Raw genomic sequence first — 26,342 nt, 5'->3', positions numbered from 1 at the left:
AGACGCGGCGTCAACCGTCGGTCTCGCGGATCTCTTTCTCCATAATAAAGTCGTCCATCACGTAACCGTTCCCGATATCCGCGATCTGCTTGCGCACTTTTTTGAAGCCTTTCTTTTCGTACACCGCGATCGATCCTTCGTTGTGCCGATTGACCGTCAGCCAGACGGCGCCAAGTCCCCGCTCCCGGCACAGCTGCGTCATAAAAGCCATGGCGCGGCTCGCATAGCCGTGCCCCCGATGCGCCTTCAAGACGTACAGCTTGCTCAGGAACAGCTTCCCGTCCTCTGCCTTGACGGCCAAGTACCCGACGTCGACCCCTTCGGCCCGCATCAGAAAATATTCATAGCCTTGCCGCTCCATCTGATCCGCGATCGCGCTCTTCGACTGGAACTTGTCCACCATATAGACGATCTGCTCAAGGGATAGTAGCGCCCCGTAATATTCATGCCAGATCTCCGAGGCAAGACCGGCCAAGGTCTCCGCATCCGCTGCGTTCGCCGGGCGGCATGCCCACGTTTCTTGCGCCATTTCGAATACAACCTCCCGTTCGCCTGCCGATCGCCGTACTCGGCCCCACGCTTCGCGCTTAAAAATGGTGCTTTTGCAGCGATTAGTTTGTCCATTCCAAGACCGACAGCCTGTCATATCTTATTTTATCTCTAACACAGGGGGTGAACAACAATGTCAGTCGTCAGCTACAACGCAACATCGGTCACTCCGATTGCGGACGGCGTGCAAATCCCCGTACCTCAGACGCCTCAGGGGGTCGGCCTTGCTACCGTCATCGCTACCGTCCCTTCCATCCCAAACACCGTCCAGCTCATGGCTTCGGTCGGTATCCGGGGCGACGTCGGCGTCGGAAGCGTATTGTTCCGCATCTTCCGCGACGGGCAAGTGATCTATTACTCGCGCCAAGGCATCGAATCCGGCTTCGAGCAGTTCGCTGTCGTCACGCTCCAAGCCTTCGACAATGCGACGCCCGGCCCTCATGCCTACACGCTGTCGATCGAGAAACTGACTGCCGGCTTAACCGCCACCGTCATCGGACCGATCAACCTTAGCGCCGCCGTTTATACCGTTTAATCAGGAAAGAAGGCAGTCCTCGCAGGTCGAGGGCTGTCTTTTTCGCGTGCCTTTCGCGACGTCCGCTTTTCCGTCCGTCATGGTCGGCCCTCAGTGCGACGGCGCAGGCTGCCCCACCGGCTGGGCCGCCGGTTTGCTCCAGGCAAGACGGGCGATGGTGATGCCCCAGGTAATGACGGCGATGAGCGCCAGATGGAGCGCAAACGAAGAGATCGAACCGCCGCCATAGACCAATCGGAAAAAGCCTTGGACGCCGTTAGAGGCCGGCAGAAAATCGCCGACATGGCGGTATGCGGGCGCCAGCATGGCTGCTGGGACGATATTGCCCGCGGTCATGAGCTGAAAGGGAATCAGCCCGGTGTTTACTAAAGCAGCCAGACCGCCGAACAGCGCGAAGGTCATTTGCGTCAGGCAGATGGATGCCGCATAGACCAGCATGTGGAAGCCCCACATTTCCCCGAACGAAGCGGCAGGTTCTACGAACAGCCTGGAAGCGCCTGTGGCCAGCAGAGATGCGAACACCGCCACGCCCGCATAAATGAGCTGCCTGGCCCAGAAGATCTGCCACTTTCCGTGCCAGCGACCCAGCATCATGGAGCCGATATTCAGTTGGATATTCATCGTCATCACGGCGATATACGTAATGAATCCAAGGATCATAGGCAGCATATTCGTCGCAAAGTTAGATTTATCGTTCAAGGTGACCATGTTGGCCGCGATAGGCGCTTGAGACGAATCGCCGTACTGGCTTTGGCTCAGGCTCGACGAGATTTGTGCCGCCGATGCCGACAGGATTCCGTTCGCGGTCTCTGCGCTAGTCTTGTTCAGATAAAACGTCAACTTTCCCTGCCCGGCCTGCGCATCCGCGGAGAAGCTCGCGGGGATCGACACGATCATGTCCGCCTCCCCGTCGTTCAGTTGCTTCTGCGCTTCTTGCAGCGAACTGTAGCTCGCAAAATCGTAAGGCATCCTATTCTTGATCGCCTGCTCGATCGCCGCCCCGGCCTCGCCCGTCTCGTTCACAATTCCCACTTTAAGCTGGCCGAGACGCTCCGTCGCGCCGTTATAGCCTGTCATCCACACGACGGAGAACAGCACCGGCAGGACAAAAGCAAAAGTAAGCCCGACTTTGGTCGGCAATAATTTAAAGAAACCTCTGAATGCGGCAATAACGGCGTTCATTCGTGTACTCCTCCAATTAATAGCTCAGCCGATAATAGGCTGTGCATGTATTTGCGTAAAAAAAGGCAGCTGTCGGGTCAGCTGTTTAAAGCCTGATTGAGCTTGCGCAGCAGCGCAGTGAGCTGATCGTTCCCCTCCGGCGTAATGAGGTCCACCAGATCGCCGTTCAAGCCTTGCATGACGGGAAACGTCTGCCCATAAAGCGCTTTGCCCTCGGACGACAGATACAGCAAGATCGCCCTGCGATCTACCTGGTCGGTCTTTCGGACGATCAGCTTTTTATTTTCGAGCCGCTCGAGCGTCTTGCCGATGCTCGTCTGGTCTTTGCCGTGCAGCTCGGCGAGCGCCTTCTGCGTGATTCCCTCCTGCTTGTTCAGCTGATGGAGAATGCCGTATTGCTCCGGGGTGATGCCGAACGCTTCAAGCAAATGCGTCGCTTTCTTTTTATGCAGAAAATAGGCTCTCGACAACAAGTAGCCGATGGCGTTATCGCTGAGATCCATTCCGTGCTGGCCCCCTCAAATACTAGCATGGCCTATTATCTCCGAAAATCCGATTAAAAGTCAATGGGTCGTGCGGTGAGCAAACCGTTCAAGCTTCATACAATCGCAAGCGTAGATACATGCATGTATGTATGCTTGCCAAAAACCTCCGCTTGCGACGGAGGTTTCGGCTGGAGCGATTACAGGCGGCTAAGCCTGCATGCTTAATTCAATTTATTGCTGCGGCGCCATGTTGTTGTATATGCGCGTCGCATTAACCTTGCCCGTGCTCACGTCTTCGCTCGTGAAGCCCGATACGATGTTGCCGACCTTGAATTCCTTTTGCAGCAGCTCATCGGACGGTTCTGCGGCCGTCGGGCCGTCGATGCCCATGGCGGTGTCCGGCGTAATGGTCACCCAGAGATCGCCCACCTTGAAGCTCTTGCCGTCCTCGCTTACTTCGGAGATAACGCCGTCGATGTTGACCATCGCTTTGCCTTTGATCGGGGCTTCCTCCTTTGCCGGTGCCATGTTGTTGTAAATGACGTCCGCCGTCACGCGGCCCGAAGCCACATCCTGGGAGGTGAAGCCGGACACGATGTTGCCGACCTTGAATTCCTTCTGCAGCAGATCTTCGGAAGGCGCGGTCGCAGTAGGCTCGTTGCTGCCCAGCTTCGTCTGATCCGTAACTTCTACCCACAGGTCGCCGATCTTGAAGCTCTTGCCGTCCGCGCTCACCTCGGTGATCACACCGTCGATGTTGACCTGTACCTTGCCCATAATCGGAGGCTTTGCAGTCGCGACAGCCGAAGGCTGGGCCGTCTCCGACGGGGATGCGACCGAATCCTTCGTCGGGCCGTTCTGATTGATTGCGAAGATACCGACTGCCAGCACCGCGCACGCCGCTACCCCAACCGTCCAACCCGTCAACGTCTTCTTCTTTGCCTTTTCCATTTTAGCCATCTCCTTGGATTGTATTTGATTAACCGAGCCGCCCGGCTCCGTTTTTTCCATTTCTTTCATTAACTTCTGGTACGTTGCCTCGTTAAAGTCCTCGCTCGTTTTCAAATGAGACATCGCGGATTTATATACTGAACGCTTCATCCTCTGCGCCTCCGATCTTCTCTTTTAACAGCATCCGTCCTCTGGCGAGCCAGGTCCCGACCGTAGCGGGCTTGGCCTGCAAAATGTCCGCGATCTCCTGGATCGAATAGCCCTCGTAATAATGCAGGTGAATCGGAATCCGGTACTTCTTGTCCAGCGCGAGCACGGCCTGCAGGACCTCGTTCTCTTCCCGCGGAAGGTAGCTCAGGTTTTCGGGAACCGGATTGCGGCTTTTGAACCAGCCGGCTTTGAGCATGTTTTTGCTTTTATTGATCGCGGTGCGGATCAGCCACGCTTTTTCGTGTTCGTTATTTTCGAATACGGGACGCTTTTGCAGATAGGCGAGGAATACGTCCTGCGCCACCTCTTCCGCATCGGCCATATTTTTCAAGTAGGCGAAGGCGATCTTGATCAGACTTTGCGAATATCGATCCAAGGCCCGTCGCACAGATTCATTGAGCTCAAATGAATTGTACACCTCAGCACCTCCTTTCCCATTGAATACAACTGAGGGCGCGGATATTTTTCACGGCGGGCGGTTTTTTTTAAAAATATTTGCTTTTTCGCTTCCGTTTACACGCTACAGACGTTGCGAGGGCCGCAATTGTATGCAGAACACCTGGGTTCGCCGCTGATAAGGCGGGCGAGGGTGGGCGCGAGCGGGCGCCGAAATGGTGCACGGTGACAGCAGAAAAAAGCCCGCGGCGACCGCGGGCAAAGTTCTAACCGATTTAAGCTTTAAAATGACTGATCGCTTCTTGCAGCTCTTGCGCCATCTTGCTCAAGGCTTCAGCCGAAGCGGACACTTCCTCCATGGCCGCGTTTTGTTCCTCCGAAGATGCGGCTACATTCTGCATGTTGGCCGCGGATTGCTCGGCGATGTGGGCGACGTTCTCCATCATCTGCAGCATGCTCTGCGTGCTCGAATTCACTTGCTCCGCGATGGAGGCGACCTCTTGCGACTCGACGGCCGCTTGTCCGACGGCGCCCGCGATGAGCGAGAACGATTCGCCCGACCGATTCACCAGCTCGATGCCCTTTTTAACGACAGACGCCCCGGCATCCATCGAATGCACCGCTTTTTCCGCTTCCTTCTGGATCTCTTGGATCAACTCTCGAACTTGACCGGCAGCTTCGCTGGACTGCTCGGCCAGCCGCCTTACCTCGCGGGCTACGACTGCGAAGCCGAGCCCATGCTCGCCTGCGCGCGTCGCTTCTATAGCGGCATTCAAGGACAGGATGTTGGTCTGGGCCGAAATGTCCGTAATCATGGCGGCGATCTGATTAATTTCTTTAGACTTCTCGCTCAAGGCATATACGACCTCCGACGTCTCGCTGACGGAATCTCGCACGAGGTTCATCTGCTCGATTGCCTGGGCCACGACTTGATTGCCTGCGTCGGCCTTGTCGTTCGCATCGGTATTGAGCGCCGCAACCCTTTGGATAGAAGATGCTGCTTGTTCCATGCCCTTTGAAATCTCCTCGGCTGCTTGAGCCGCCGCCGATACGCTAGATACCTGCAGGGTCGAGCCCTCCGCCACCTCTTGAATCGCTGCCGAAATTTGCTCGGTCGCCCTGCTCGTCTGTTCGGCGCTTGCCGACAGCTCTTCAGAGGTTGCCGCTACTTGCTCGGTGTTCGTCCCCACTTCGCCGATCAGTCGACGCAGATTCGTTTTCATCAGGTTGAAGGAAGCTGCCAGCTTGGCCGTTTCATCTTTATTTTTCACCCGAATATCGGGCTGTGTCAGATCGCCGGCCGCAATCTTCTCCGCACCGTCCACCAGCGCCAGAATCGGCCTGGCAATGACGCGGGATATCAGCAGCGCAATTCCGATCGCCAAAACGAACGAGATGATGCTCAGCGTAAGCACGGTCTGGATGACGGAGTCTACCAACTGCGAATTGGTTTTATTCCCTTCGTCCATCAACGAAGTTTGGAGCTGAGCGATCTGATCCGCCAAGTCCCGGATTTTAATCGCGATGGGCGACGTCGTTTCAACAAAGTATTCCTTTGCTTCCTCCGGATCGGTTCGCAAGAGCACGAGAACTTTGTCCGACTCCGTTTTAAACTCGGCATTCAATTTTGCAAGCTGCTGTAACGTGTCCTTCACTTGCTGAATGACAGCCAAGCCGCTCACCGTTTCAATAGCGCCTTCCAGATCTGAGATCACCTCAGCCAGCGTATCGGTAGCGCCTTCCTCCTGAAGCAGTGCAGCGCGCAAGCTGCTGTTTTCCCTGGATGCGAAATTTTGCATCTCCTTGGCTTGTACCAAAATTGCAGTCCGACGGTCGATGAGATCCGAGTAAGAATCGTCTATATGCCGCAACTGCAAATATGAAATCGTGCTGATCATACCGAGTAGAATAATAACGCCCAAAAAGCCGGCCATTAGCTTTTTACGTATCGTAAAGTTCATTTTCTGCCTCCCGCGCTGCTATGATAATTGCAAAAAGATAAATTTAATAGTAAAGATGAAGTGCAAAAAGTCCTAAACATTTTGTTCCAAATGACCGAAGACCCTCCAAATCTTTGTCGAAATTTGGTATTAGAATGGCTGTTTATACGTAAATCGTCGCAGGAAAGACTCATTTTAATTGAGAAAGGGGTTGTAGCTGGCTGAGATTAGCTGCCACTAGGAGCAAACAAGAAGAACCGTCAGGGAAAATCGCACTGACGGTCTCTTTTTTAGGTTGGCGAATATCCGAAACTTGATTTGTGCGGAACGCCTGTCGATGGCTCTTTCGCCAGCCGTTCCAATGGCCTGGGCGAACGTATCCGCCTTGCTCTTTCGCCGCAATGCCTACAAATATACATCTATTTCCCGCGATATCGACCCTCTCGAGAAGAAAAGATGCAAAAGCGCAGGTATTTTCCTGCATCAGCGCTTTTTCGGGCTTGTGCTTTGAATTTACCTGCATATTTGCATGTATTTTATCAAATGTCGTTGGTCGACAGAAAATACATGTACGGATGCAGTTTTCTCGGCCCGCATATAACATCGGATAGCTCCGGCACGCCGAAAACGCGCTTACCTGTCACGAATCGCCGCCCAATTTATACTTTCTGAATCTAGTAAAAAACGGGGGAGTCGTGATACGTGAGCGCAGCCACTCCCTGGCTTGCTTTATGTGTGTTCTGAAGCCGCCTCGTACAGCGACGCATCCAGCCCGCGAACGAACGGCGTCCACTCCCCCGCCGCATACAGCAACAGCCGATGCATCGCGCGCGTGCAGGCCGTGTAGAAAAGCTTGCGCTCGCTCTCCCGCCCGTAGGTCGCCGCGGAAGCGTCGTAGATCAGCACGGCGTCGAACTCGACACCCTTTGCGAGGTACGCCGGCAGCACCAGCGTCCCTTTCTCGAAGGTCGGCGTCTCCTTCGTGACGAGCCGCAGCCCAGGGCAGCCCAGCTCGCGCAGCGCCTCGTAGGCTTCAGCGCTCTCGGCCGCCGTCTTCGCGATGACGGCGATGGAGGCGAATCCCTCGGCCCGCAGCGCCGCGAGGTCCGCCGCCATCCGCACCGCGGACTGCTCGCGGCTCGCGGTCTTCGCGAGCAGCGGCTTCGGCCCGCTTCGCTCGAAGGGCACGATCTCCCGGCCGTCCGGCAGCAGCTCCCGTGCGAACGCCACGATCTCCCGTGTCGACCGGTAGCTGCGGACCAGCCGGATCAGGCTGGTGTCCGACTCGCCGTACAGCCGGATCAGCGGCGAATCCGCGCCGTGCAGCTCCGTCGCCTGCGTGAAGATCGCCTGCCCAAAGTCGCCGAGCACCGTCATGCGGGCGCGGGGAAACAGCCGTTTCAAAAACTCATATTGAAACACCGAATAGTCCTGTCCCTCGTCGACGAACACATGCCGGACCTCCGTGTTCGTCCGAATGCCCTCGACGAGCTCCTTCAAATATAAGTACGGCGTCGCATCCTCGTAGAAAAGCTCGAGCTTGCCCAGCTTCTCCCTGGTTTGCCCGCAGATGTCGTCCCACAACGCCGGGGCCTCCGTCTCGCCGGTCATCGCGAGATACGCCTCCCTGTCGCCAAAAAGCTGCGCGTACAACCCGGTCGTGTCGATGAACCGCAACCGCTTGACGATTCGCCGCAGCGGCTTGAATTGCTCCTTCACGACCTGCTTGCGCAGCAGCGCTTCCTCCCGCTCGGCATAGTCGAAGTCGCTCTCGTCCCGCCGGCTCCGTCCCTGCAGCCGCTCTTGGACTTGTTCATACCGCTCGGCGAAGTCGAACACGCCCCGGTCCTGATGCAGCTCGCGGAAGGCGGCGGCATAATCGTCCTTGTCGAGATAATCGAGCTCATCCTGTACCCACGGCGCCTCCTGCTCTTCGCGCTCGAGCACGGCCAGCTCCTTCAGCAGCCACTCTTGCAGCATGGCGATGCGGTTCGCCACGCCGATGACGGGATCGTAGCCGTAGAACTGCGCCTCCATGCGTTCGGCGGCGATCAGATCGCGATCGCGGAACCGGATGCCGACAAACCGCATGCCCGATCTGCCCAGCCAGTTCGCATAGCCCCGTAGCGCATGAAGAAACGCGGTGGACGCCTTGTATGCCATTCCCTCCAACCGGGCTTCGTACGCGCGCGAAGGCGACTCGGACAGCACGTACTCGATCTGATCGAACGGGTCCTCCGGACGCAGCCCCGCGCCAAGCCCGATCTCCAGGTATTCTTGGAACGTCGTTTGCTGCATATTCTCCTCGCCGAGCTCGGGGAGTACGGTGGACACGTAGCTGTTGAACATCGGATTGGGCGAAAAAAGGACGATCTGGTCCGCCTTGAGCCGCTCGCGATGCTTGTAGAGCAAGTATGCGACCCGCTGCAGCGCCGCCGAGGTTTTGCCGCTGCCCGCCGCGCCCTGCACGATCAGCAGCCGGCTCTTGTCGTCGCGGATGATGGCGTTTTGCTCCTTCTGGATGGTCGCCACGATGCTTTTCATCTGCGCGTCCGCGCCGTGTCCGAGCGCCTGCTGCAGCAGCTCGTCGCCGATCGTCAGGCTCGTATCGAAAACGTTTAGCAGTCGGCCGTCGCGGATCTGATACTGCCGCTTCAGCTCCATCGTCCCGCTCACGCGTCCGCCCGGCGTGTCATAGAAAGCGCGGCCCGGGGAATGATCGTAGTACATGCTCGCGATCGGCGTGCGCCAGTCGTAGACCAGAAAATCCATGCCGTTCGTTTCAACGAAGGACGATACGCCGATATACACCCGTTCGCTCGCGCCCACCCCGTCTTCATGGAAGTCGATACGGCCGAAGTAAGGCGAGGGCAGCAGCCGGTTCAAGCCCTTCCATTGTTGCTGGCGCAGTCGATAGCTTCGCTCTCGCTCGGACAGCAGCGCCTCTTGCTGCTTGATGCTGTAGAAGGTCTCCTCGAAGTCCTCGTCGGTGGCCGTATTCACCGTCACTTCTTCCCAGAATCGCTTGCGAAGATCTCCCGCCTGATCCCGCAGGCCCGACGCTTCCGGCTCCAGCTCCGCGATCCTCGCCCGCAGCTTCTCCGTCACCTCTTCCAGACGCGCCTGCTCTTGCCGCCAATCTTGTTCGCTGATCATTTTCCGATCCCGCTCCCTTCCGTCATGTGTAGAAAAAGAACGTTTGACAATCCATAAATCCACGTGGTATGATTATTGTGAAGATAAAATGCGATATCTGTGGATTTACGAAAAATAAAGTCAGTGGTTTCTTATCATACCACGGGTCTGCCCACGTTGCAATTGAAATTTTGAATACGTCTATAAACCGGCTGAAGCGCCGGTTTTTTTGTTTTATTTCCCACAAAAAAACAATATACCGGAGGCGACATCCCATGGAGACTTCATTTACGCGCAGACTCGGCATCCCCCATCCGATCGTTCAGGCGCCGATGGCTGGCGGGCCCGCCACGCCCGAATTGGCCGCGACGGTGTCCAATGCCGGAGGGCTGGGCAGTCTTGGGGCAGGCTACTGGTCGCCGGCCCAGATCCGCGACGCGATTCGAGCGGTCAGGCGGCGGACGGATCGCCCCTTCGCCGTCAATCTGTTCGTTCCCGAGCGGCCGGGGACAAAGGCGACGGATGACGACGTCTCCGCCATGAACGCGCATCTGAACGCGTATCGGGCCAAGCTGGGCATCGAGCCGGATCCCGCGCTCCCTGCCAATGCCGTATCGTTCGAGGATCAGCTGCAGGTTCTGCTGGAGGAGGAAGTGCCGGTATTCAGCTTCACCTTCGGCATCCCGCCTGCGGAAACGATCGAGGCGTTGAAGCGGCGCGGGATCGTCATCGTCGGCACGGCGACGACGATCGCAGAAGGCATTCGCCTGGAAGCGGCGGGGGTGGACGCGATCGTGGCCCAGGGGAGCGAGGCAGGCGGGCATCGCGGCACCTTCCTGAGCGAGGCCGCGGACGCGCTGATCGGCACGCTGGCGCTCGTGCCCCAGCTCGCGGACCGGGTATCGGTGCCGGTCATTGCATCGGGCGGCATCATGGACGGACGCGGGCTCGCGGCCAGCCTCGCGCTCGGGGCGTCGGCCGCGCAGATGGGCACCGCGTTTCTGGCGAGCCCGGAGAGCGGCGCCCATGCCGCGCACAAGCGGCTTGTGCTGTCGTCCGCCGAAGATGCCACGGCGGTTACGGTTGCCTATTCGGGCAAAGCGGCACGCGGCATTCGCACGGACTTTATGCGGGACATGCATGCCTACCCGGGGACCATCCCCGACTATCCGATTCAAAATGCGTTGACGAGAGACATTCGTCAAGCGGCAGCCCAGGCGGACGATCCGTCGCTCATGTCCCTCTGGGCGGGCCAAGGCCTGCGGCTGGCAACGGCGCAGGCGGCGGCCGATATCGTAAACCGAACGGTCGCGGAGGCGCAGGCCGCCATCGGAAAATTGAGCGGCTTCGCCGGAATGGGCGGAGTCTGAGCGAGACGCAGTATCCATACACGGCAAAAGCCGGGCCAGCTCCTCTAAAGAAGGTGCTGCTGCCCGGCTTTTTTCATACGCTCAACTTACTTGCGTGCTCGCAAACTGATTGTTGTACATATCCGCGTAGAACCCTTTCTGCCGCAAAAGCTCCTCGTGCGTGCCCCGCTCGACGATCTCGCCGCCCTGGATGACCAGGATCACGTCCGCCTCCTGAATCGTGCTGAGCCGGTGGGCGATGACGAAGCTCGTTCTCCCTTGCATCAGCAGCTTCATCGCCTCTTGAATGTGGAGCTCCGTGCGCGTATCCACGTTGCTCGTCGCCTCGTCCAGGATCAGGATCGCGGGATTCGCCAGCACGGCGCGGGCAATCGTCAGCAGCTGCCGCTGACCCTGGCTAAGATTGCCGCCCTCGGCATTCAGGTACGTGTCGTAGCCGGCCGGCAGCTTGCGGATGAACGCGTCGGCATTGGCATGCCGGGCGGCCGCTTCCACCTCTTGATCGGTGGCTTCCAGGCGGCCGTAGCGGATATTGTCCCGAATCGTCCCGGAAAAGACGTAGGCGTCCTGCAGCACAAGCCCGATCTGCGCTCTCAGCGCCTCCTTGTCGAGCTCCCGGATCTCCTGCCCGTCGATCAGAATCCGGCCGGACTGGATGTCGTAGAACCGCGTCAGCAGATTGATGATCGTCGTCTTGCCCGCCCCCGTGGGGCCGACGAGCGCGATCGTCTGCCCCGGCTCGGCGTGCAGGGACAGATGCTTCAGCACCGGCACCTCAGGCTTATAGCTGAAGTCCACATGATCGAACACGACGTCGCCCCGGATCGGCCGGTTCGTCCCGGCCTCGGCCTCGCGCGACGTCTCCGGCGCAAGATCCAGCACCTCGAACACCCTCTCCGCGCCAGCGACGGCCGACTGGAACAGATTGTACTGATTGGCGAGCTGGTTGATCGGCTGGCTGAATTGGTTGGAATAGTTCAGGAAGCTGACGATGACGCCGATCGTGATGAGACCGTGATAGGCGAACACGCCGCCGAATACCGCGATGATGAGAAACGTCAGGTTGCGCATCGTATTCATCATCGGTCCCATCGAGCCGGACAAGCTCTGCGCCTTTATGCCGACCGCACGCAGACGCTCGTTGATCTCGCGGAACCGCTCGATCGAACGCGCCTCGCCCCCGAACGTCTTCACGACCTTCAGGCCCGAGATGCTCTCCTGCACGAAGCCGTTCACTTCCCCGAGCTGCTTCTGCTGCTCCGTGAAGTAGCGGCGCGTGTACTTCGTCACCTTCTTGGTGATGAAAACGATGAGCGGCACTGTAAGTACCGTGATCAGCGTCATCCAGACGCTCAGGCTGAGCATCATGACGACGCTGCCCACGAGCATGAGCACGCTGGCGATGAGCTGGACGACGGTCTGGTTCAACGTGTTGGACACGTTGGCGATGTCGTTGACGGCCCGGCTCATCAACTCGCCGTGCGTCTTGCTGTCGAAGTACGGCACCGGGAGGCGCTGGTACTGCTCGAACAGATCGCGGCGCATATCCCGCACTGTATTTTGCGACAGGCTCGACGCCATATACTGCTGAATCCAGGTGAATACCGCGCCCAATACGTAGACTCCGAACAGGATCATGCCCATCCGGAACATGCCGTCGTATTGGCGTTTTACGATATAGTCGTCGAACATTTTGCCGATCAGGTAAGGGCCCAGCAGCGCGAACAACGTCGTCAATACCGTGCAGGCGACGACCCATACGAGCGTGCTCCGCTGAAGCTTCAGGTAGCTTCCGATTCTTCGCAGCGTGCCCGCGGTGTCCTTCGACCGCACCTTCGGCACCTCTCCCGGCCGCGGACCCGGTCCCGCGCGGAAGCCCATCTGATCGATATTCGACGGCGCCTTGCTCGCATTCGCGTTGGACGAATTGGAGTTGCTGTCCGACATCAGGACACCTCCCGCTTGCCGAATTGGGACCTGTAAATATCCCGATAGACCTCGCACTCGGCCATGAGCTGCTCATGCGTGCCGCTGCCCACGATTGCACCGTCGTCCAGCACGATAATGCGGCGGGCCTCGATGACGGAAGAGATTCGCTGAGCGATGAAAAACGTGATCGTATCCCGCATGACTTCCTGCAGGGCCGTGCGAAGCCGGCGCTCCGTGCCGAGATCCAGCGCGCTCGTGCTGTCGTCCATGATCAGGATCGGCGGCTTCACCAGCAGCGTCCGCGCGATCGAGAGCCGCTGCTTCTGCCCGCCGGACAGATTGACGCCCCGCTGGCCCAGCTGCGTGTCGTAGCCGTCCGGCAGCTTGGCGATAAAATCGTGCGCCTGCGCGATTTTCGCGGCCGCCTCAATCTCCGCCTGCGTCGCCTCGGGCTTGCCGAAGGCGATATTGTCCCGGATCGTCCCGGTGAACAGGAACGACTCCTGGAGGATGATTCCGATCCGGCGGCGAAGGCCGATCAGCGGCAGCTCGCGGATGTCTTTGCCGTCGATGCGGATGGCGCCCGACGTGACGTCATACAGCCGGGGAATCAACTGGACGAGCGTCGACTTGCCCGAACCGGTGGCCCCGATGATGGCGACGGTGTCCCCGCGGTTCGCCTCGATATCGATGTCCCGCAGCACCAGGTCCTTTGGATCGTTCGAGCCGTCGTAGGAAAAGGAAACTTGAGCAAACTCCACGCGCTTGGCCGGGATCGGGTCCTCCGCTTCGCGTGCCTGGCCTTCGATATGCGGCTGCGTCGTTAGCACCTCGCCGATGCGCTTCGCGGACACATTCGCCTGCGACACGTTCATCAGCAGCCCGCTCACCATGAGCAGGGAAGAGAGCACCTGCACGACATAATTGACGAAAGCCACCAGATCCCCCGCTTGAACGGACCCGATCGACACCAAGTCGCCGCCGTACAGCAGCACGGCGACCATGCATGCGTTCATGATGAGCGTCACGACCGGCGCGTTCAATGCGATGAAGCGGGCCGCCCGGATGGAGATGGCCGTATAGTCCTCGTTAACCTCCCGAAAACGTTTCATCTCATAATCGGTTCGGACGAATGCCTTGACCACCCGGATTCCGGCCAAACTCTCCTGTATGCGCGTATTGACGGCATCCAGCCGGGTTTGAACGCCGGCGAATAGCGGGTTGGAAAAACGAATCAGCACGACAAGCGCCGCGACCAGCACGATCAACGTCCCCAGCAGGATAAGGCCCAGCCGCAGATTCATCAGCAAGGCCATCACGACGCTCCCGATGAGCAGGCTCGGCGCCCGGACCATGCCCTGCAGCGCCATCTGCAGCAGGTTCTGGACCTGCACGACGTCGCTCGTCATGCGGGTGATGAGCGTCCCCGACTTGAACGCATCCATGTTATCGAACGAGAACGCCTGCACCTTGGTGAACAGCGCTTCCCGCACGTCTGCGCCGAAGTTCTGCGAAGCGCGGCTTGCGAACAGGTTGCACCCGACGCCCGTGATGAGCGACAGGAGAGCCACGCCGACCATCAGAAATCCCGTTCGTTCAATGACGCCGAAATCGCGGTCCACGATGCCGAAGTTGACGATATGCGCGGCCAGCCTGGGCTGGAGCAGATCGAAGAACACTTCAAAAATCATGAACAGCGGCCCGAGGATGAGGAATTTCCAATAGGGTTTGAAATACGCCCTTAAGCCCCACATCGGTTCAAGCTCCCCCTTCTTCGGTCTCCGCCCGTTGCGCCGGCACGCCGGACGATTGCCGGGGCGATTCCCCGGGCGATTCCTCCTGCGCGTCCCCAGGCGAATCCGCTTCCTCATCGGCCCGATGCAGCTCGAAGTGCCTGGTATACTCGTCGATGATCTGCTCGATCGCCTTGAGCTCGCCGAGCAGGATGGTTCGGATCTCCCGGTATTCCGGCGCCTCCAGCTGCTGCCTCAGCGTCTTGCGCTTGACGTCGAGCATCTGCCAAAACTCCAGCGCCCGCCCGCGGCGGAACGTCTTCGCCCCGTGATGATGCCTGCCCTTATGCCCGCCCTCGAAGTCTATGTCGCCTCTTCCTCTATGGTTACGCATCTATACACACGCTCCTTTATGTATACAATTGTATACACTTGATGAGTTAGTGTCAAAGTGAAAAGAGGCTGTCTGACCAGGTCAAGATGTGACCTTGGAAACAGTCCCTGGTGGTTGGGCGTGCAGCCGTGTATGAATTATGGCCGTACGGCAGAAATTGCGGGATTGCAATGTGGCCGGGCTTCAAGTACTGCTCTAGGGTAGTACTTGGCGGGGGCACGGGGTTTTGGGGCTTCAAGTGCTGCCCTACGGCAGTAGTCGGGCGGTTTGCGGCGCAGCAAGGCTTCAAGTGCTGCTCTACGGCAGTAGTTGGGCAGTTTGCGGCGCAGCAGGGCTTCAAGTGCTGCTCTAGGGCAGTAGTTGGCGGGGGCACGGGGTTTTGGCGCTTCAAGTGCTGCTCTACGGCAGTACTTGGGCGGTTTGCGGCGCAGCAGGGTTTCAAGTGCTGCTCTACGGCAGTAGTTAGGCAGTTTGCGGCGCAGCATGGCTTCAAGTGCTGCTCTAGGACAGTAGTTGGGCGGTTTGCGGCGCAGCAGGGCTTCAAGTACTGCTCTACGGCAGCACTTGGGCGGTTTGCGGCGCAGCAAGGCTTCAAGTGCTGCTCTACGGCAGTACTTGGGCGGTTTGCGGCGCAGCAGGGCATCAAGTGCTGCTCTAGGGCAGTACTTGGGCAGTTTGCGGCGCAGCAGGGTTTCAAGTGCTGCTCTACGGCAGTAGTTGGGCAGTTGCGGCGCAGCAGGGCTTCAAGTGCTGCTCTACGGCAGTAGTTGGGCGGTTTGCGGCGCAGCAGGGCTTCAAGTGCTGCTCTAGGGCAGTACTTGGGCGGTTTGCGGCGCAGCAGGGCTTCAAGTGCTGCTCTAGGGCAATAGGTAACACGTTATAAAATGGTTGACGTCTAAAGCGGGTATGATATGCTTAGAATAACAAAAGAAGCCGGTGCGCCAAACACCGACTTCCTGCACAACTGCTTCGGCGGGGTTACCTCCAGTCGAACGACCAACAAATAACCCGCGCTGTGGCGACAACCTCGGCGGGTTATTTTCTTTTATTCAAGTAAGTAAGCAATGCCAGGACAAACATACCGAGCATCATTACTTCCTGAAAAGAAAATGTCATAGCCTCACCTCCGATCTGGAGGCGGACTACCCCGTCTAGGCGAGTCGTACAAACTATATAATACCATCTTATGCCATCTTTTGGATGGCTTTTCTTATGCCTAAGAGCACGGCGTCACGCCGCAGTAATCGCGACGTCGTCAATGAAGGCCGTGTTGTCCCCGGTCGTCGTCGTGGCCAGGAACTTGATCGCGTGGCTGCCGGCGGTCGCCGCGAAGTTGACGGTGGCGAACGATACGTACGCGCCCGAGGTCGTCGTAAAGGAGCCGATGACGGCGCCGTCGTACAGGACGTTAAACGACTGGACGCCGCCGAAGCTCGTGCGCTGCGCCGCCTTGAAGGTTACCTTGTACGTGCCGGCCGACGGAAACGTCACGCTCTGGCTGAACTCGCCCGGCACGCCGCCGTCCGTTTTCAGATAGGCCGTCTGCACGCCCTCGGGCGCAACGGCGGACGGGCCCAGCACGCTGCCGTTGTACTGGAGGCCGGCGCGGCTGTTGAACGTCCAGCCGCCGTAGGTTGCCGGCCCCCAGGCCGTCTTGGTTGACGCGGCGGCGACGGACGGGGTCTCGAAGCCGGCGCCCGTGACGGGGACGACGGTCGCCGGGCTCAGCATCACTTCGTCGATGAACGCGGTATTGTCCCCGGCGGTCGTCATAGCGGCGAACTTGATCGTGTGGCTGCCGGCCGACGCTGCGAACGTCCCTGTCGTATAAGGCGCAAAGGCACCGGAGGCGGAAGGCGTGAACGAGCCGACGATCGTACCGTCGAACAGGACGTTAAACGACTGGGCGCCGCCGTAGCTTGCGCGCTGAGCGGCTTTGAAGCTCAGCGTATAGGTGTCGGCAGCCAGCGTCAGACTCTGGCTGAACTCGCCCGCCACGCCGCCGTCCGTCTTCAGGTAGGCGGTCTGCAGCCCTTCGGGCGCATAGTCCAGCGCGCCGAAGACGCTGCCGTTGCGCTGGATGCCCGCCCGCGAGTTGAACGTCCAGCCGGCGGTCGTCGGACCGACGACGGTGCCCGTCGTAGCAGGCGATTCGAACCCGGCATTGGCGGGCTGCGCGGAGCCGTCCGGATTCACACGGACGAGCGCGATGCCGTAGCTCGCCGGATCTGCCGTACTGGCCGCCTTCACGGCGACCAGCTTGCTGCTGATGACGCGCGGTGCGGTATATACGCCACCGCTCGAGATCGTACCGTTGCCGCTGCTGACGACGCTCCAGGTCACGCCGCCGGTATTGTCGACGACGCTCGCGGCCAGCGTGACGGATGCACCGGCCGTCACGGCCGGATTGACCGGCGACACCTCTACCTGCGTCTGCGCCGGCAGCGTCGTGTAGACGATCACGTTGTAGTTGGCGTCGATCGCGCTGTCGGTGAACGAGGTGCCCGCCGCAAAGCTCGCCACGGACTTCGGGATCGTCGCATTGGCGTTCAGCGCGACCGTGTCCTGATAGAAGTGCTTGCGGAACGTCTTGCCGACGTTGACGCCGCTGAAGTTAAACGTGACGTTGCGATCGGTGCCGGCCTTCGTCTCCAGCACGATCGTGTAGTCGCCGCCGCTCGTCTTGAAGGCGGCGGCCCGGACGTCGGCGGAGCCGGTACTGACGGAGACGACCGAGCTGTGCGCCGGAATGTAACGGGCGAGCAGTCCGGCGGCGTAGAATGCTTTTTTGGGCGTCAGTCCCGTGTACAGCGCGTCGTAAAGGTCGTAGTTGCCGTTCGTGCTGCCGTCGGGATCGGTCGAGTAGCCGCCGTTCAGCTGCCAGACCTGCGCGCCGTTCACGCCTTCGTTGGCCGACTTGATGACGGTGTTGGCGTAGCCGGAGTCCCAGCCGCTGTCGTTGTCGCTCGCCCAGCCGAATTCGGTCAGGTACACCGGTTTGGCGCCGACCACCGACGTGCGAGCCGAAATTGCAGTGCTCAGCGTCGCATACGGCTCGCCGTATACGTGGAAGCTGTAGCCGTCGAGATAGCTGTCGATGTTCGTTTTCATATACTGGGTCCAATCCGGCGCCCCCGTCTCCTCGGGTCCCCACAGCTTCACCAGGCTGCGGCGGCCATCGGCGACGAGACGATCATGCACTTTTTTGACCATATTTGCATAGTAGAGCTTCTGGTCGCCCGGCGCTTCGAAGTCCCACGAGCCGTTGGGCTCGTTGTAGAACGTCATGTACTTGATGTTCGTGTAGCCTCTGACCGAGATCAGCTGCTGCAAGGCGGCCGAAGCCGAGGCGGCGAACGCGTCCAGGTCCGCTGGCGCGCTCTCGTACGGCGTCGTACTGCCGGCGATGGGAAACCAGCTGTGGATGGTCGAGCCGTTTTTCCAGCCAAAGTTCAGTTCGACCTCGGTCCCCGCGCTCTTCAGGACGTCGAGGTACTGGTAAAACGCCTGCATCTTCAGATTGTCCCAGGAGTAGGACCCCTTGGCCGACTCCATCCAATCGATCTGGAACCAGACGCGGGCCACCTTGGGCTTCATCGCCAGGATGCGTTCTTTGTCCATTTCCCAATGCGCGGTCGTGTACCCTTGCTCCCTGGACTTCGCCATGAGCGCGCTCGGAATGATGTTGACGCCGACGCCCTTGTAATCGGATTGGACGACGGTATTCGGGTTGATCGTGACGGTGTGTACGGCGGTGGCGGAGGCCGGATGCGGGAAAACGATGGCGGAGGGCATGAGCGAGAGGAGCAGACAGAGACCGGCGAGCAACCTGCTTGTGGCCTTGCGTGTCAACTTCATCAATCTTCTCCCTTCGATTCGTGGAATGCCGACGGGTCGTCGCGGCAGTTGAATAGGAGGAGTCGGCTGATCCCAGTGTGACAGCAGGGAGAGTGAGACGACATGATTGATTTCCGTATTTCGTTGAAATGTTTACCGGCTTCTATATAATGGGACGCCGATCGCGATGTCGGAGGTTAACGACCAGGCGCGCCGCATGGCTTATGCCGTCGTCGAGAGCCAGACCCCGCTGCTGCATCACCACGCATCGTTCCAAGTCTTCCCGCACGGAGACGGCGTCGCCAGGCTCGTATGGACGACGGACTTTCTGCCGGACGATCTGGCCGCCGAGATCCAGGCGCGCGTCGACCGCGGGTCCCAGGTAATGAAGGCAGCGATCGAAGCCGAGGCGAAAGGGAGCGTTCGCTGAACGTTCCGCACACGAAACCGACCGGCGCAAGCCCGCGCCGGTCGGCGAAAACGCAACGATACATTCCTTTCCACGCACCCGCTCAGCTCTTGCGATAAAACTCCGGCGTCACGCCGAAATAGCTCTTGAACCTCCGAATGAAGTGCTGCGGGCTCTGATAGCCGACCTGCTCCGTGATCTCGTAAATGCGCAGCGAAGTGCCCTCGAGCAGCATCTTCGCCTTCTCCATACGGGCACGCAGAATATAGTCGCTCAAGTTTTCTCCCGTAATATCCTTATAGATCTGGGACAGATAGATCGCGTTCAAGTAAACGAAGTCGCCGATTGACTGCAGCGTGACGTCTTTGTTCAGATTCAGCTCGACGAAAGCATGCACCTTCTGCACGAGCAGCCGGTGATTCTCCTCGATCTTCGCGGGCTCGTGACCGAACAGCGCGTCAAGAATGACGCGGCTCCACGCATCCAGGAGCTTGGCCGAATGGATGGCCTTGCGCTCCGCGCGGACGGACGCCGGACTCACGAGGTCCTCCAGCAGCTTGCCTTTCTTGTGGGCCAGGTAGGTGAACGCGCTCAGCAGGTGCAGGTAAGCTTCCCGCGTATGCGCGGGGGAATCGGCATGCTCGGAAGACAGCTCCTCGAAGATGGCGTCCAGCTTGTCGTTGACCCGATCCCGGTTGCCCGCGTTCATGAGCTGGATTAGCATCGGCTGCCGGTAGAGCGCGGTTAACGGCTTCAGCGCCCGGTCCGTGCCGGCCGCCGGCTTGGACAGAATGCCGCCGTGCCGCTTCGCCGTCTTGAGCAGCATGGCGTTTACGGAAACGTGAGCCTGGTGGAGTGCTGCGGGAAAAAGGACCGGATCCGAGATGAACAGCGCGATGTTTCGTTTAAGATACCGCTCCGCGTTGGCCAACAACTTGGCTGCCAGTTCTTCCAGCAAGGCATCTTTTTCGGCATCCCAACCCGGCTGTGTCTCTTCCCCTTCCGTCGCAGGCTTGATTAACAAGGCAATATGATCTTGGGGAGCCTGGCTCGGCCAGATTAGAAATCGCTCCGAGAATTGCTCCTCCGCCATATTTATGACGGCGAACTTGAACAGCTTCATGTCCGCTTGGCTGTACGTCTCGTAGAACGCCTGATCGAACTTGATCGCGAGCAGCTTGACGGCATCTCCCCGCTCGAACGGAATCCGGTACATCGCCAGTTTCTCGTCCAGTTTTCCGCCATGCGCCGACTCCGGCTCCTGCAGAAGCTCAAGCAGCAAATTTTCCCGCAGAAGGGGCAGGTTCTGGTGCACGATCGATGCCGCGTACGCATAATTCTGATGATGCTGACGCTCGTGCCGGCGCTTGGTCACGATTTTCCCGATCGTCTCCATGAGCACTTCATCGCGGACCGGCTTGATGAAGTATTCAATGGCGTGCACTTCGACGGCTTTTTTGGCGTATTCGAATTCGGCATAGCCGGTCAGCAGGATGCAATCGACGTTTTTGCCGCGCTCGTTGGCGTACTGGATCAGCTCGAGTCCCGAGGTGCCGGGCATGCGGATGTCCGTGATCATGATATCGACGGGATGCGCGTCGAGGATGTCCATGGCGCCCGTCCCCCCGTACGCGCGATAAATCGTCGTGATGTCATAACGTTCCCAGGGCAGGGTCGCGGCCATCGTATCGACTTGATGCTTGTGATCGTCGACGATCAACACCGTGTACACGCTCGCTTCACTCCCTTTCAGCCGAATGCCAATACAATTCAATCCGGAGACCGCCCATGGCCGAATGCGCGATCCGCATTCCTGCATCGACGCCGAAGTAGTATCGGAGACGATGATTCACGTTCCACAAGCCCGTATGCCCGGAGTCGTTGGTGTCCGAGTCGATCCGACGGCGCAGCTCGGATAGCGCCTCCGGCGACAATCCCGACCCGTTGTCTTCGACGACGAGACGGTACTCCCGTTCGTCCGCCGTGCCCGCAATGACGATGAGGCCGTCTGCCATGCGCTCTTCGAGGCCGTGCACGATGGCGTTCTCGATGATCGGCTGGATCAGCAGTCTGGGGATCGGCAGTGCAAGCATGTCCTGCGGAATATCGATTGCATAGACGAACTTGTCGAGTTGGGAGCTCATAATGTCCATGTAGCTCCGGGCCAGCTCCATCTCCGACCGCAGCGTGGAGACCAGCGTCTCGTTGCGGGTCGTGTATTTGTAATAGTCGCCCAGATTATGCGCCATCGCGATGACCGATTCATGCTGACGCATCTTCGCCATGTTCACGATATAAGCCAGGCAGTTGTAGAGAAAATGAGGATTGATCTGCGATTGGAGCTGCTTCATCATGGCTTCCCTGGAACGGATCTCCTCGGCATATACCCGCCCGAGCAGATGATCGATCTCCGTGGCCATGCCGTTGAACGAATCGAACAGCTGCTGGAACTCGTTGCGCCGCACGCTGCGGATCCTGTAGGCGAAGTTCTTGTTCTTGATCTGCTCGGCGCTGCGGATCAGGATCGCGATCGGCACCCGGATATGATAATGCAGCAGCAGCGCGGAGGCCAGCCCGAGCAGCACGAGCAGGAACATAATGACGTAGAAAAGATTGCGATTGCGGACGACCGGCTTCAAAATCTCGTCAAGCGGCTCGATGTCGATCAGGCTCCAGCCTAATTTCTGCGAGGTCTTCACGTAAATGAGATAGGACTGGCCATCGAGCTTCGCAATATCGTGATAGGAATGGCCCGACTTGGATGGATCCGGCGAATACGACGCCAGCAGCCGCCCGATCCGCTCCTTGTTCGCGGTGCTGCTGTAGACGGCTTGGTCCGATCCTCGGTAAAAAAGGAAATCGCTCTCCCCGCCCTGCTTAAAGCCGTCCAGCAAGTTCGTAATGTTCTGCACCGGAAAATCCACGCGAATAATAAAGTCCGACTTCATGATCTCGTTCGGGTCATGCAGCATCGGGTAGACGAAAAAGCGGGAAAAAGCGGTCATGCTGACGCCCGCTTCATCGATGTCGCTTAACTGCCAGGCAGGCGAGTACGCTTGGACGAACGCCTGCCGATCGAAAGCGTCGGTAGACTGCGTGGACAGCGACAGATCGTGCTTGGGAAAATAAATCGTAATTCGGTTCATGACCTGATTGGTCAGGCTGAACAAATTGAGCTTGCCCGCGATCGACTCGATCGTATTGTAGCGATCGTAGCCGTCTGCGGGCAATTCGCCGAAGGCGACGCTTCGGATCTCCGGATCCTTCGCCGCAAGCGCGGCAAACAGCATATTCTGATCCATCAGGCTATCGATCTGGTTGAGAAAGTAGGTCAGCTTGTCCTCGTTCCTCGTGTTGATCTGTTCCTCGATGACGTGCACGCTCTGCTTGTAAGAATAGGCGTATAGCCCGACGACCGGCAGCAGAATGGCGATCAGCAGCAAAATGACCTTGGTGATGACGTTCATCGGGGTTCCCCCATGCCGTATTCGACGATCCTACCGGTATTATACTATTTCTCGCCTATTCTTTGACCGAGCCCAGCGTCATGCCTTGCACAAAATAACGTTGAAGGAACGGATAAACGAGCAGGATCGGCACCGTGCCAATGAAGATGAGCGCCGACTTCAGCGAACGCTCGGACAAGTTCTCCAGATCGGCGGGGTTAAGTCCGATCTTCGTGTAGTCGAAGCTCGCAACCAACGCCTGCAGGAAGGTGGCCAGCGGGAACAGCTCCGCCTTGTTCATATAAATCATGCCGTCGAACCAAGCATTCCAGTGGAAAACCATCGTGAACAAGGACAGCGTGGCGATCGAGGGCAGCGAGATCGGCAGGAACAGAACAAACAAAATTCTAAAGTGCCCCGCCCCGTCGATCATCGCGGCCTCCTCGAGTTCCTTGGGGATGCCGCGCAGGAAATTCATCATCAGGACGACGTTGAATACATTAACCGCGACCGGGAGGATGAGCGCCAGCAAGGAGTTGGTCAGGTGCAGCTTCTGAACGACCAGATACGTCGGGATCAGTCCGCCATGGAACAGCATCGTGGCGACGAAATACCACGCGTACACGGTTCTGCCCCGGAACACGCTGTCGTCCTTGGACATCGAGTAGGCAGCCAGCAGCGTCAGGAACATCGTCAGCGCCGTACCCGCGATCGTCCTGAGCACGCTCATCTGGAAAGCGATCAGAAAGCTGTTGCTGTTCATCGCCTTCTCGTAGGAAGCTAAGTTAAAGCCGATCGGCCAAAACTTGACGAGGTACGAGGATGTGGCATGGTCCGAGCTGAGCGAGACCGCGAGCACATGAACCATCGGCAGCACGCAGAGCAGCGCGGTGACGGCCAGGAAGACGACGTTCGCCGCATTGAACAGGCGATAGGATAACGATATTTTATACATGGCCGGTTCCCCTTAGAAAATTCGGTAATTGGCGTACTTCGTCGCCAACTTGTAAGTGACGGCGATCAGCACGAAGCCGATGACGGATTTGAAAAAGCCGACGGCGGTAGCGAGGCTGTAGGATCCCTGAATCAGCCCCACGCGGTAAACGTAGGTATCGATGATATCGCCTTTCTGGTATACGAGCGGATTGTACATGTTGAATACCTGATCGAAGCCGGCGTTCAGGATGTTGCCCAGGGATAAGGTCACGATCACGACGGCGATCGGAAGAATCGACGGCACCGTGATGTGCCGGGTCTTCTGGAAGCCGGTCGCGCCGTCCATGTCCGCGGCTTCGTACAAATTCGGATTGATGCCGGCCATCGCCGCCAGATAGACGATCGTGCCGAAGCCGAATTCCTTCCAGATATCGCTCGTAATAAGCGTGACGCGGAACCAATCCCCGTCCCCGAGGAAGAATACGCGATCCAGGCCGAGCGACTGCAGGAATTGATTGATCAGTCCGTCCGTAGACAGCAGGTCCGTCAGGATCCCGCCGAGGATGACCCAGTTGAGGAAGTGCGGCAGATAGACGAGCGATTGGACGGTACGTTTAAAAAACATATTTTTAACGCCATTGAGGAGCAGGGCGAAGACGAAGGGCGTGATCGCGCCGATCGCGATCTTCAGCGTCGCAATGACGAACGTGTTCCAAATGACTTGAATGGCAGTCGGATCGTTGAACATGAAATGGAAGTGCTTAAAGCCCGCCCAGGGGGAACGGAAGATCCCGAGCCATGGCTTGAAATCCTCGAAGCCGATCGCCAGTCCGGCCATCGGAATATAATTGAAAATAAACAGCAGCACCACCGACGGCAGCAGAAACAGATGCAGCGCCCAGTTTTTTCTGAGATTTAACGCGCCTTTCCGACTTTTCGAGTCGATCGCTTGGGTTCTCATCATCCAATCCCCTATCTCTATCCTTTCTGTTGAAAAAGACGAACGCGGAGCTTGAAAATTCGGCCTTCAGCTCCGCGTTCGCATGAGTCTTACCTATGATCCGACGCGCTTACTTGGAGGCGGCGACCTGTTCGTTCACCTCTGCGGTGATCTGCGAGCCTCCCTGATCGTTCCATTGCTTGACGAAGGAATCAAAGTAATCCGGTTTGGCCTTGCCGTAGATGATCTGCAAGTAGGCTTGCTCTTCGAGCGTCGACAGCTGCTCCCACTTCTCGATCATCGTCTTCGTGTTCGCGCCCAGGAAGCCGTTCGGCACGTCCGAGCTCTGCTGCTGGAAGGCGGTCGCGAATCCCTCTACCGTGAGCGGACCGTTGCTGGCCGCCAGCTTTTGCTCGAAAATATTGTTGAGCGAGCCTGCCGCCACGCGCTGGTAGATGTTCGGTCCGTCCATGACGTTGGGCGGCGTCGTGCCCGGCGACATCAGCATGTACCGGCCGAGGTCGATCGTTCCCTCCGGCACCGTCCAGTCCGGCTTGCCGTCCTTCATGACGTAGTCGTAGCCTTCGCCCTTGCCGGCGCCGAACGGGCACGCTTCGTCTTCGAGGGAACAGCTATAAAGCGTATCCCAGTACTTGAAGATGGCATCCATATGCTCGAATCCTGCGCGGAATACATAAGCCGTATAGGTCGGCGGCGAGGCTTGACGGCCGACCTGCCCGTCTACGCCGGACGGAATCGGGTAAGGCTTGATCGACAGCTTCTCGTTTTTCTTCTCGGCGTCGGCGATGGCGGTGCCGATCGGCCAACCGCCCGCCCAGCCCGGCGCGAAGACGATGCCGGCTTTGCCCGAGGTGAAGTCGGCCATCGCCTTCGTGGCGTCCTGCGTGCCGAAGTCCGGGCTCAGATAGCCTTTGGCGGACCAATCGCCCAGCTTGACGAGGCCGTCCTTGACCACCGGATCGACGGAGCCGTAATGCAGCTGGCCGTCATCCCCCTTCAGCCAGAAGTAAGGCTGGTGCTGGCCGAACACGAACATCGCGTCCGCCATGTAGTTGGCCGTCGGATGATGGTACCCGGTGTTGCCGCCGAGCGCCATGCCGTAGGTGTCCTTCTTGCCGTTGCCGTCCGGATCCTTGTTCGTGAAGGCATCGAGCACCGCCTCGTACTCCTCGACGTTGGTCGGCGCCTTCAGGCTCAGCTTGTCGAGCCAATCCTGCCGTACCCACATGACCGTGTCGCCCACGAAGCCGTTGGACAGATCGGGCAAGCCGTACATTTTCCCGTTGCGCGTGACGGTCGCCATGACCTGCGGGTTTTTGGCGTATGCCTCTTTGACTCTGGCCGTCGCGTACTTCTCGAACGCCTCGTCGATCGGCTGGATCTTGCCCGAGGCGACCAGATCCTCGAACAGCGTGCCCGATGCCGACAGGACGTCCGGCAGCTGCTCGCCGCTCGTCATCGCGAGCCGCACCTTCGTGCCAAGCGCATCCGCCTGATCCGTCACGACCCATTGATACTTGGTGACGATGCCCAGGTTGTCCTTGAACCAGCGGGAGACCGGGTTGTTCTCCGGCGTGTCGCCGTTGCGCAGCTTATCCGACGCCTTCAGCGCGATCGCGCCGGTGATCGTCACGGGCGGATCGAACTTCGTGCGGTCGTTCGGCTGCGGCTCCGCCTGCGCCGATGCGCTTGGCTGGGCCGAAGCCTCGGTGCTTGCCGTCGCCGACGGCTGCTTGCTCGATTCGCCCGAAGCTGCCGACGGCTCGTTGTTGCCGCCGCTGCACCCGGCGATGACGCTCACGGCCAGCATGCTGCCCAGCATGGCCGACCATGCTTTTGAATATCGTTTCATGGAGCTCCCCCTCGTCTACGACTCTTTCCTACTTCATTATTCCATCCGCGCCGCGGGATAGGAATGATCGGTATTCAAGTTCATGAACATCT

The 26,342-nt window shown here is 58.7% G+C and carries 20 protein-coding genes; 3 read left to right on the top strand and 17 right to left on the bottom strand.

Annotated elements, in window-relative coordinates; genetic code table 11:
* Nucleotides 1-10: 10 nt before the first annotated feature.
* A complete protein-coding gene (locus ACFSR7_RS17055; RefSeq protein WP_378163567.1) occupies nt 11-529 on the bottom strand; it encodes a GNAT family N-acetyltransferase in 519 nt (172 codons plus the stop codon).
* A gap of 153 nt (nt 530-682) precedes the next feature.
* Here ACFSR7_RS17055 and ACFSR7_RS17050 point away from each other — a divergent pair, with 153 nt between their 5' ends.
* Nucleotides 683-1,084, top strand: a complete 402-nt coding sequence (locus ACFSR7_RS17050; protein ID WP_378163565.1) for an exosporium protein C — start codon at nt 683-685, stop codon at nt 1,082-1,084.
* 90 nt (nt 1,085-1,174) lie between these two features.
* Here the strand turns inward: ACFSR7_RS17050 and ACFSR7_RS17045 are convergent, their stop codons facing one another.
* From ACFSR7_RS17045 to helD, 7 genes are all read right to left on the bottom strand, one after another.
* Nucleotides 1,175-2,266 (bottom strand): YhgE/Pip domain-containing protein, encoded by a 1,092-nt coding sequence (locus ACFSR7_RS17045; protein WP_378163563.1) that lies wholly within the window; start codon nt 2,264-2,266, stop codon nt 1,175-1,177.
* Between the two features lie 77 nt (nt 2,267-2,343).
* Nucleotides 2,344-2,769, bottom strand: a complete 426-nt coding sequence (locus tag ACFSR7_RS17040; RefSeq protein WP_378163561.1) for a MarR family winged helix-turn-helix transcriptional regulator — start codon at nt 2,767-2,769, stop codon at nt 2,344-2,346.
* A 213-nt stretch (nt 2,770-2,982) separates the two neighbouring features.
* Nucleotides 2,983-3,852 (bottom strand): hypothetical protein, encoded by an 870-nt coding sequence (locus tag ACFSR7_RS17035; protein ID WP_378163559.1) that lies wholly within the window; start codon nt 3,850-3,852, stop codon nt 2,983-2,985.
* Nucleotides 3,833-4,330, bottom strand: a complete 498-nt coding sequence (locus ACFSR7_RS17030) for an RNA polymerase sigma factor (RefSeq protein ID WP_378163557.1) — start codon at nt 4,328-4,330, stop codon at nt 3,833-3,835. The genes ACFSR7_RS17035 and ACFSR7_RS17030 overlap by 20 nt, the downstream gene beginning before the upstream one ends.
* A 253-nt stretch (nt 4,331-4,583) precedes the next feature.
* Complete coding sequence (locus ACFSR7_RS17025; protein ID WP_378163555.1) at nt 4,584-6,269, bottom strand: methyl-accepting chemotaxis protein; 1,686 nt, start codon at nt 6,267-6,269, stop codon at nt 4,584-4,586.
* A gap of 169 nt (nt 6,270-6,438) precedes the next feature.
* On the bottom strand, nt 6,439-6,852 hold the full coding sequence (locus tag ACFSR7_RS17020; RefSeq protein WP_378163553.1) for a hypothetical protein: 414 nt from the start codon (nt 6,850-6,852) through the stop codon (nt 6,439-6,441).
* A gap of 125 nt (nt 6,853-6,977) precedes the next feature.
* Nucleotides 6,978-9,404 carry an RNA polymerase recycling motor HelD gene (gene helD, locus ACFSR7_RS17015; protein ID WP_378163551.1) on the bottom strand — a complete coding sequence of 809 codons (2,427 nt, stop codon included), beginning with the start codon at nt 9,402-9,404 and terminating at the stop codon, nt 6,978-6,980.
* A gap of 68 nt (nt 9,405-9,472) precedes the next feature.
* Between helD and ACFSR7_RS17010 the strand changes: the two genes are divergently transcribed.
* Nucleotides 9,473-10,753 (top strand): NAD(P)H-dependent flavin oxidoreductase, encoded by a 1,281-nt coding sequence (locus ACFSR7_RS17010; RefSeq protein ID WP_378163549.1) that lies wholly within the window; start codon nt 9,473-9,475, stop codon nt 10,751-10,753.
* An 81-nt stretch (nt 10,754-10,834) separates the two neighbouring features.
* Here the strand turns inward: ACFSR7_RS17010 and ACFSR7_RS17005 are convergent, their stop codons facing one another.
* The 4 genes from ACFSR7_RS17005 to ACFSR7_RS16990 form a co-directional block, all read right to left on the bottom strand.
* Nucleotides 10,835-12,700, bottom strand: coding sequence for an ABC transporter ATP-binding protein (locus tag ACFSR7_RS17005; RefSeq protein ID WP_378163547.1), 1,866 nt, complete (start codon nt 12,698-12,700; stop codon nt 10,835-10,837).
* The gene (locus ACFSR7_RS17000) at nt 12,700-14,436 is read right to left on the bottom strand and encodes an ABC transporter ATP-binding protein (RefSeq protein WP_378163545.1); all 1,737 of its coding nucleotides are present in this window, start codon (nt 14,434-14,436) and stop codon (nt 12,700-12,702) included. Before ACFSR7_RS17000 ends, ACFSR7_RS17005 begins: the two co-directional genes overlap by 1 nt.
* A gap of 4 nt (nt 14,437-14,440) precedes the next feature.
* Nucleotides 14,441-14,809, bottom strand: coding sequence for a hypothetical protein (locus ACFSR7_RS16995; RefSeq protein ID WP_378163543.1), 369 nt, complete (start codon nt 14,807-14,809; stop codon nt 14,441-14,443).
* A 1,230-nt stretch (nt 14,810-16,039) separates the two neighbouring features.
* The gene (locus ACFSR7_RS16990; RefSeq protein WP_378163541.1) at nt 16,040-18,667 is read right to left on the bottom strand and encodes a glycoside hydrolase; all 2,628 of its coding nucleotides are present in this window, start codon (nt 18,665-18,667) and stop codon (nt 16,040-16,042) included.
* Between the two features lie 166 nt (nt 18,668-18,833).
* Here ACFSR7_RS16990 and ACFSR7_RS16985 point away from each other — a divergent pair, with 166 nt between their 5' ends.
* Nucleotides 18,834-19,076: an SRPBCC family protein gene (locus ACFSR7_RS16985; RefSeq protein WP_378163540.1), complete on the top strand. Its 243-nt coding sequence runs from the start codon at nt 18,834-18,836 to the stop codon at nt 19,074-19,076.
* An 82-nt stretch (nt 19,077-19,158) separates the two neighbouring features.
* Here the strand turns inward: ACFSR7_RS16985 and ACFSR7_RS16980 are convergent, their stop codons facing one another.
* The 5 genes from ACFSR7_RS16980 to ACFSR7_RS16960 all read right to left on the bottom strand — a co-directional run bounded on the left by ACFSR7_RS16980 (nt 19,159) and on the right by ACFSR7_RS16960 (nt 26,250).
* A complete protein-coding gene (locus tag ACFSR7_RS16980) occupies nt 19,159-20,787 on the bottom strand; it encodes a response regulator (protein WP_378163538.1) in 1,629 nt (542 codons plus the stop codon).
* A 7-nt stretch (nt 20,788-20,794) separates the two neighbouring features.
* Nucleotides 20,795-22,522, bottom strand: a complete 1,728-nt coding sequence (locus tag ACFSR7_RS16975) for a cache domain-containing sensor histidine kinase (RefSeq protein ID WP_378163536.1) — start codon at nt 22,520-22,522, stop codon at nt 20,795-20,797.
* Between the two features lie 55 nt (nt 22,523-22,577).
* Entirely contained in the window at nt 22,578-23,456 is an 879-nt protein-coding gene (locus tag ACFSR7_RS16970; RefSeq protein ID WP_378163535.1) for a carbohydrate ABC transporter permease, read from the bottom strand.
* Between the two features lie 12 nt (nt 23,457-23,468).
* The gene (locus tag ACFSR7_RS16965) at nt 23,469-24,398 is read right to left on the bottom strand and encodes an ABC transporter permease (RefSeq protein WP_378163533.1); all 930 of its coding nucleotides are present in this window, start codon (nt 24,396-24,398) and stop codon (nt 23,469-23,471) included.
* Nucleotides 24,399-24,507: 109 nt separating this feature from the next.
* Nucleotides 24,508-26,250, bottom strand: coding sequence for an extracellular solute-binding protein (locus ACFSR7_RS16960; RefSeq protein ID WP_378163531.1), 1,743 nt, complete (start codon nt 26,248-26,250; stop codon nt 24,508-24,510).
* Nucleotides 26,251-26,342: the final 92 nt, after the last annotated feature.

Origin of the sequence: Cohnella sp. GCM10020058 (genome assembly GCF_042683485.1) — a bacterium.
GTDB lineage: Bacteria > Bacillota > Bacilli > Paenibacillales > Paenibacillaceae > Cohnella.
The sequence above is the reverse complement of the archived record's forward strand: the minus strand, read 5'-3'. Positions and strand labels throughout refer to the sequence as shown.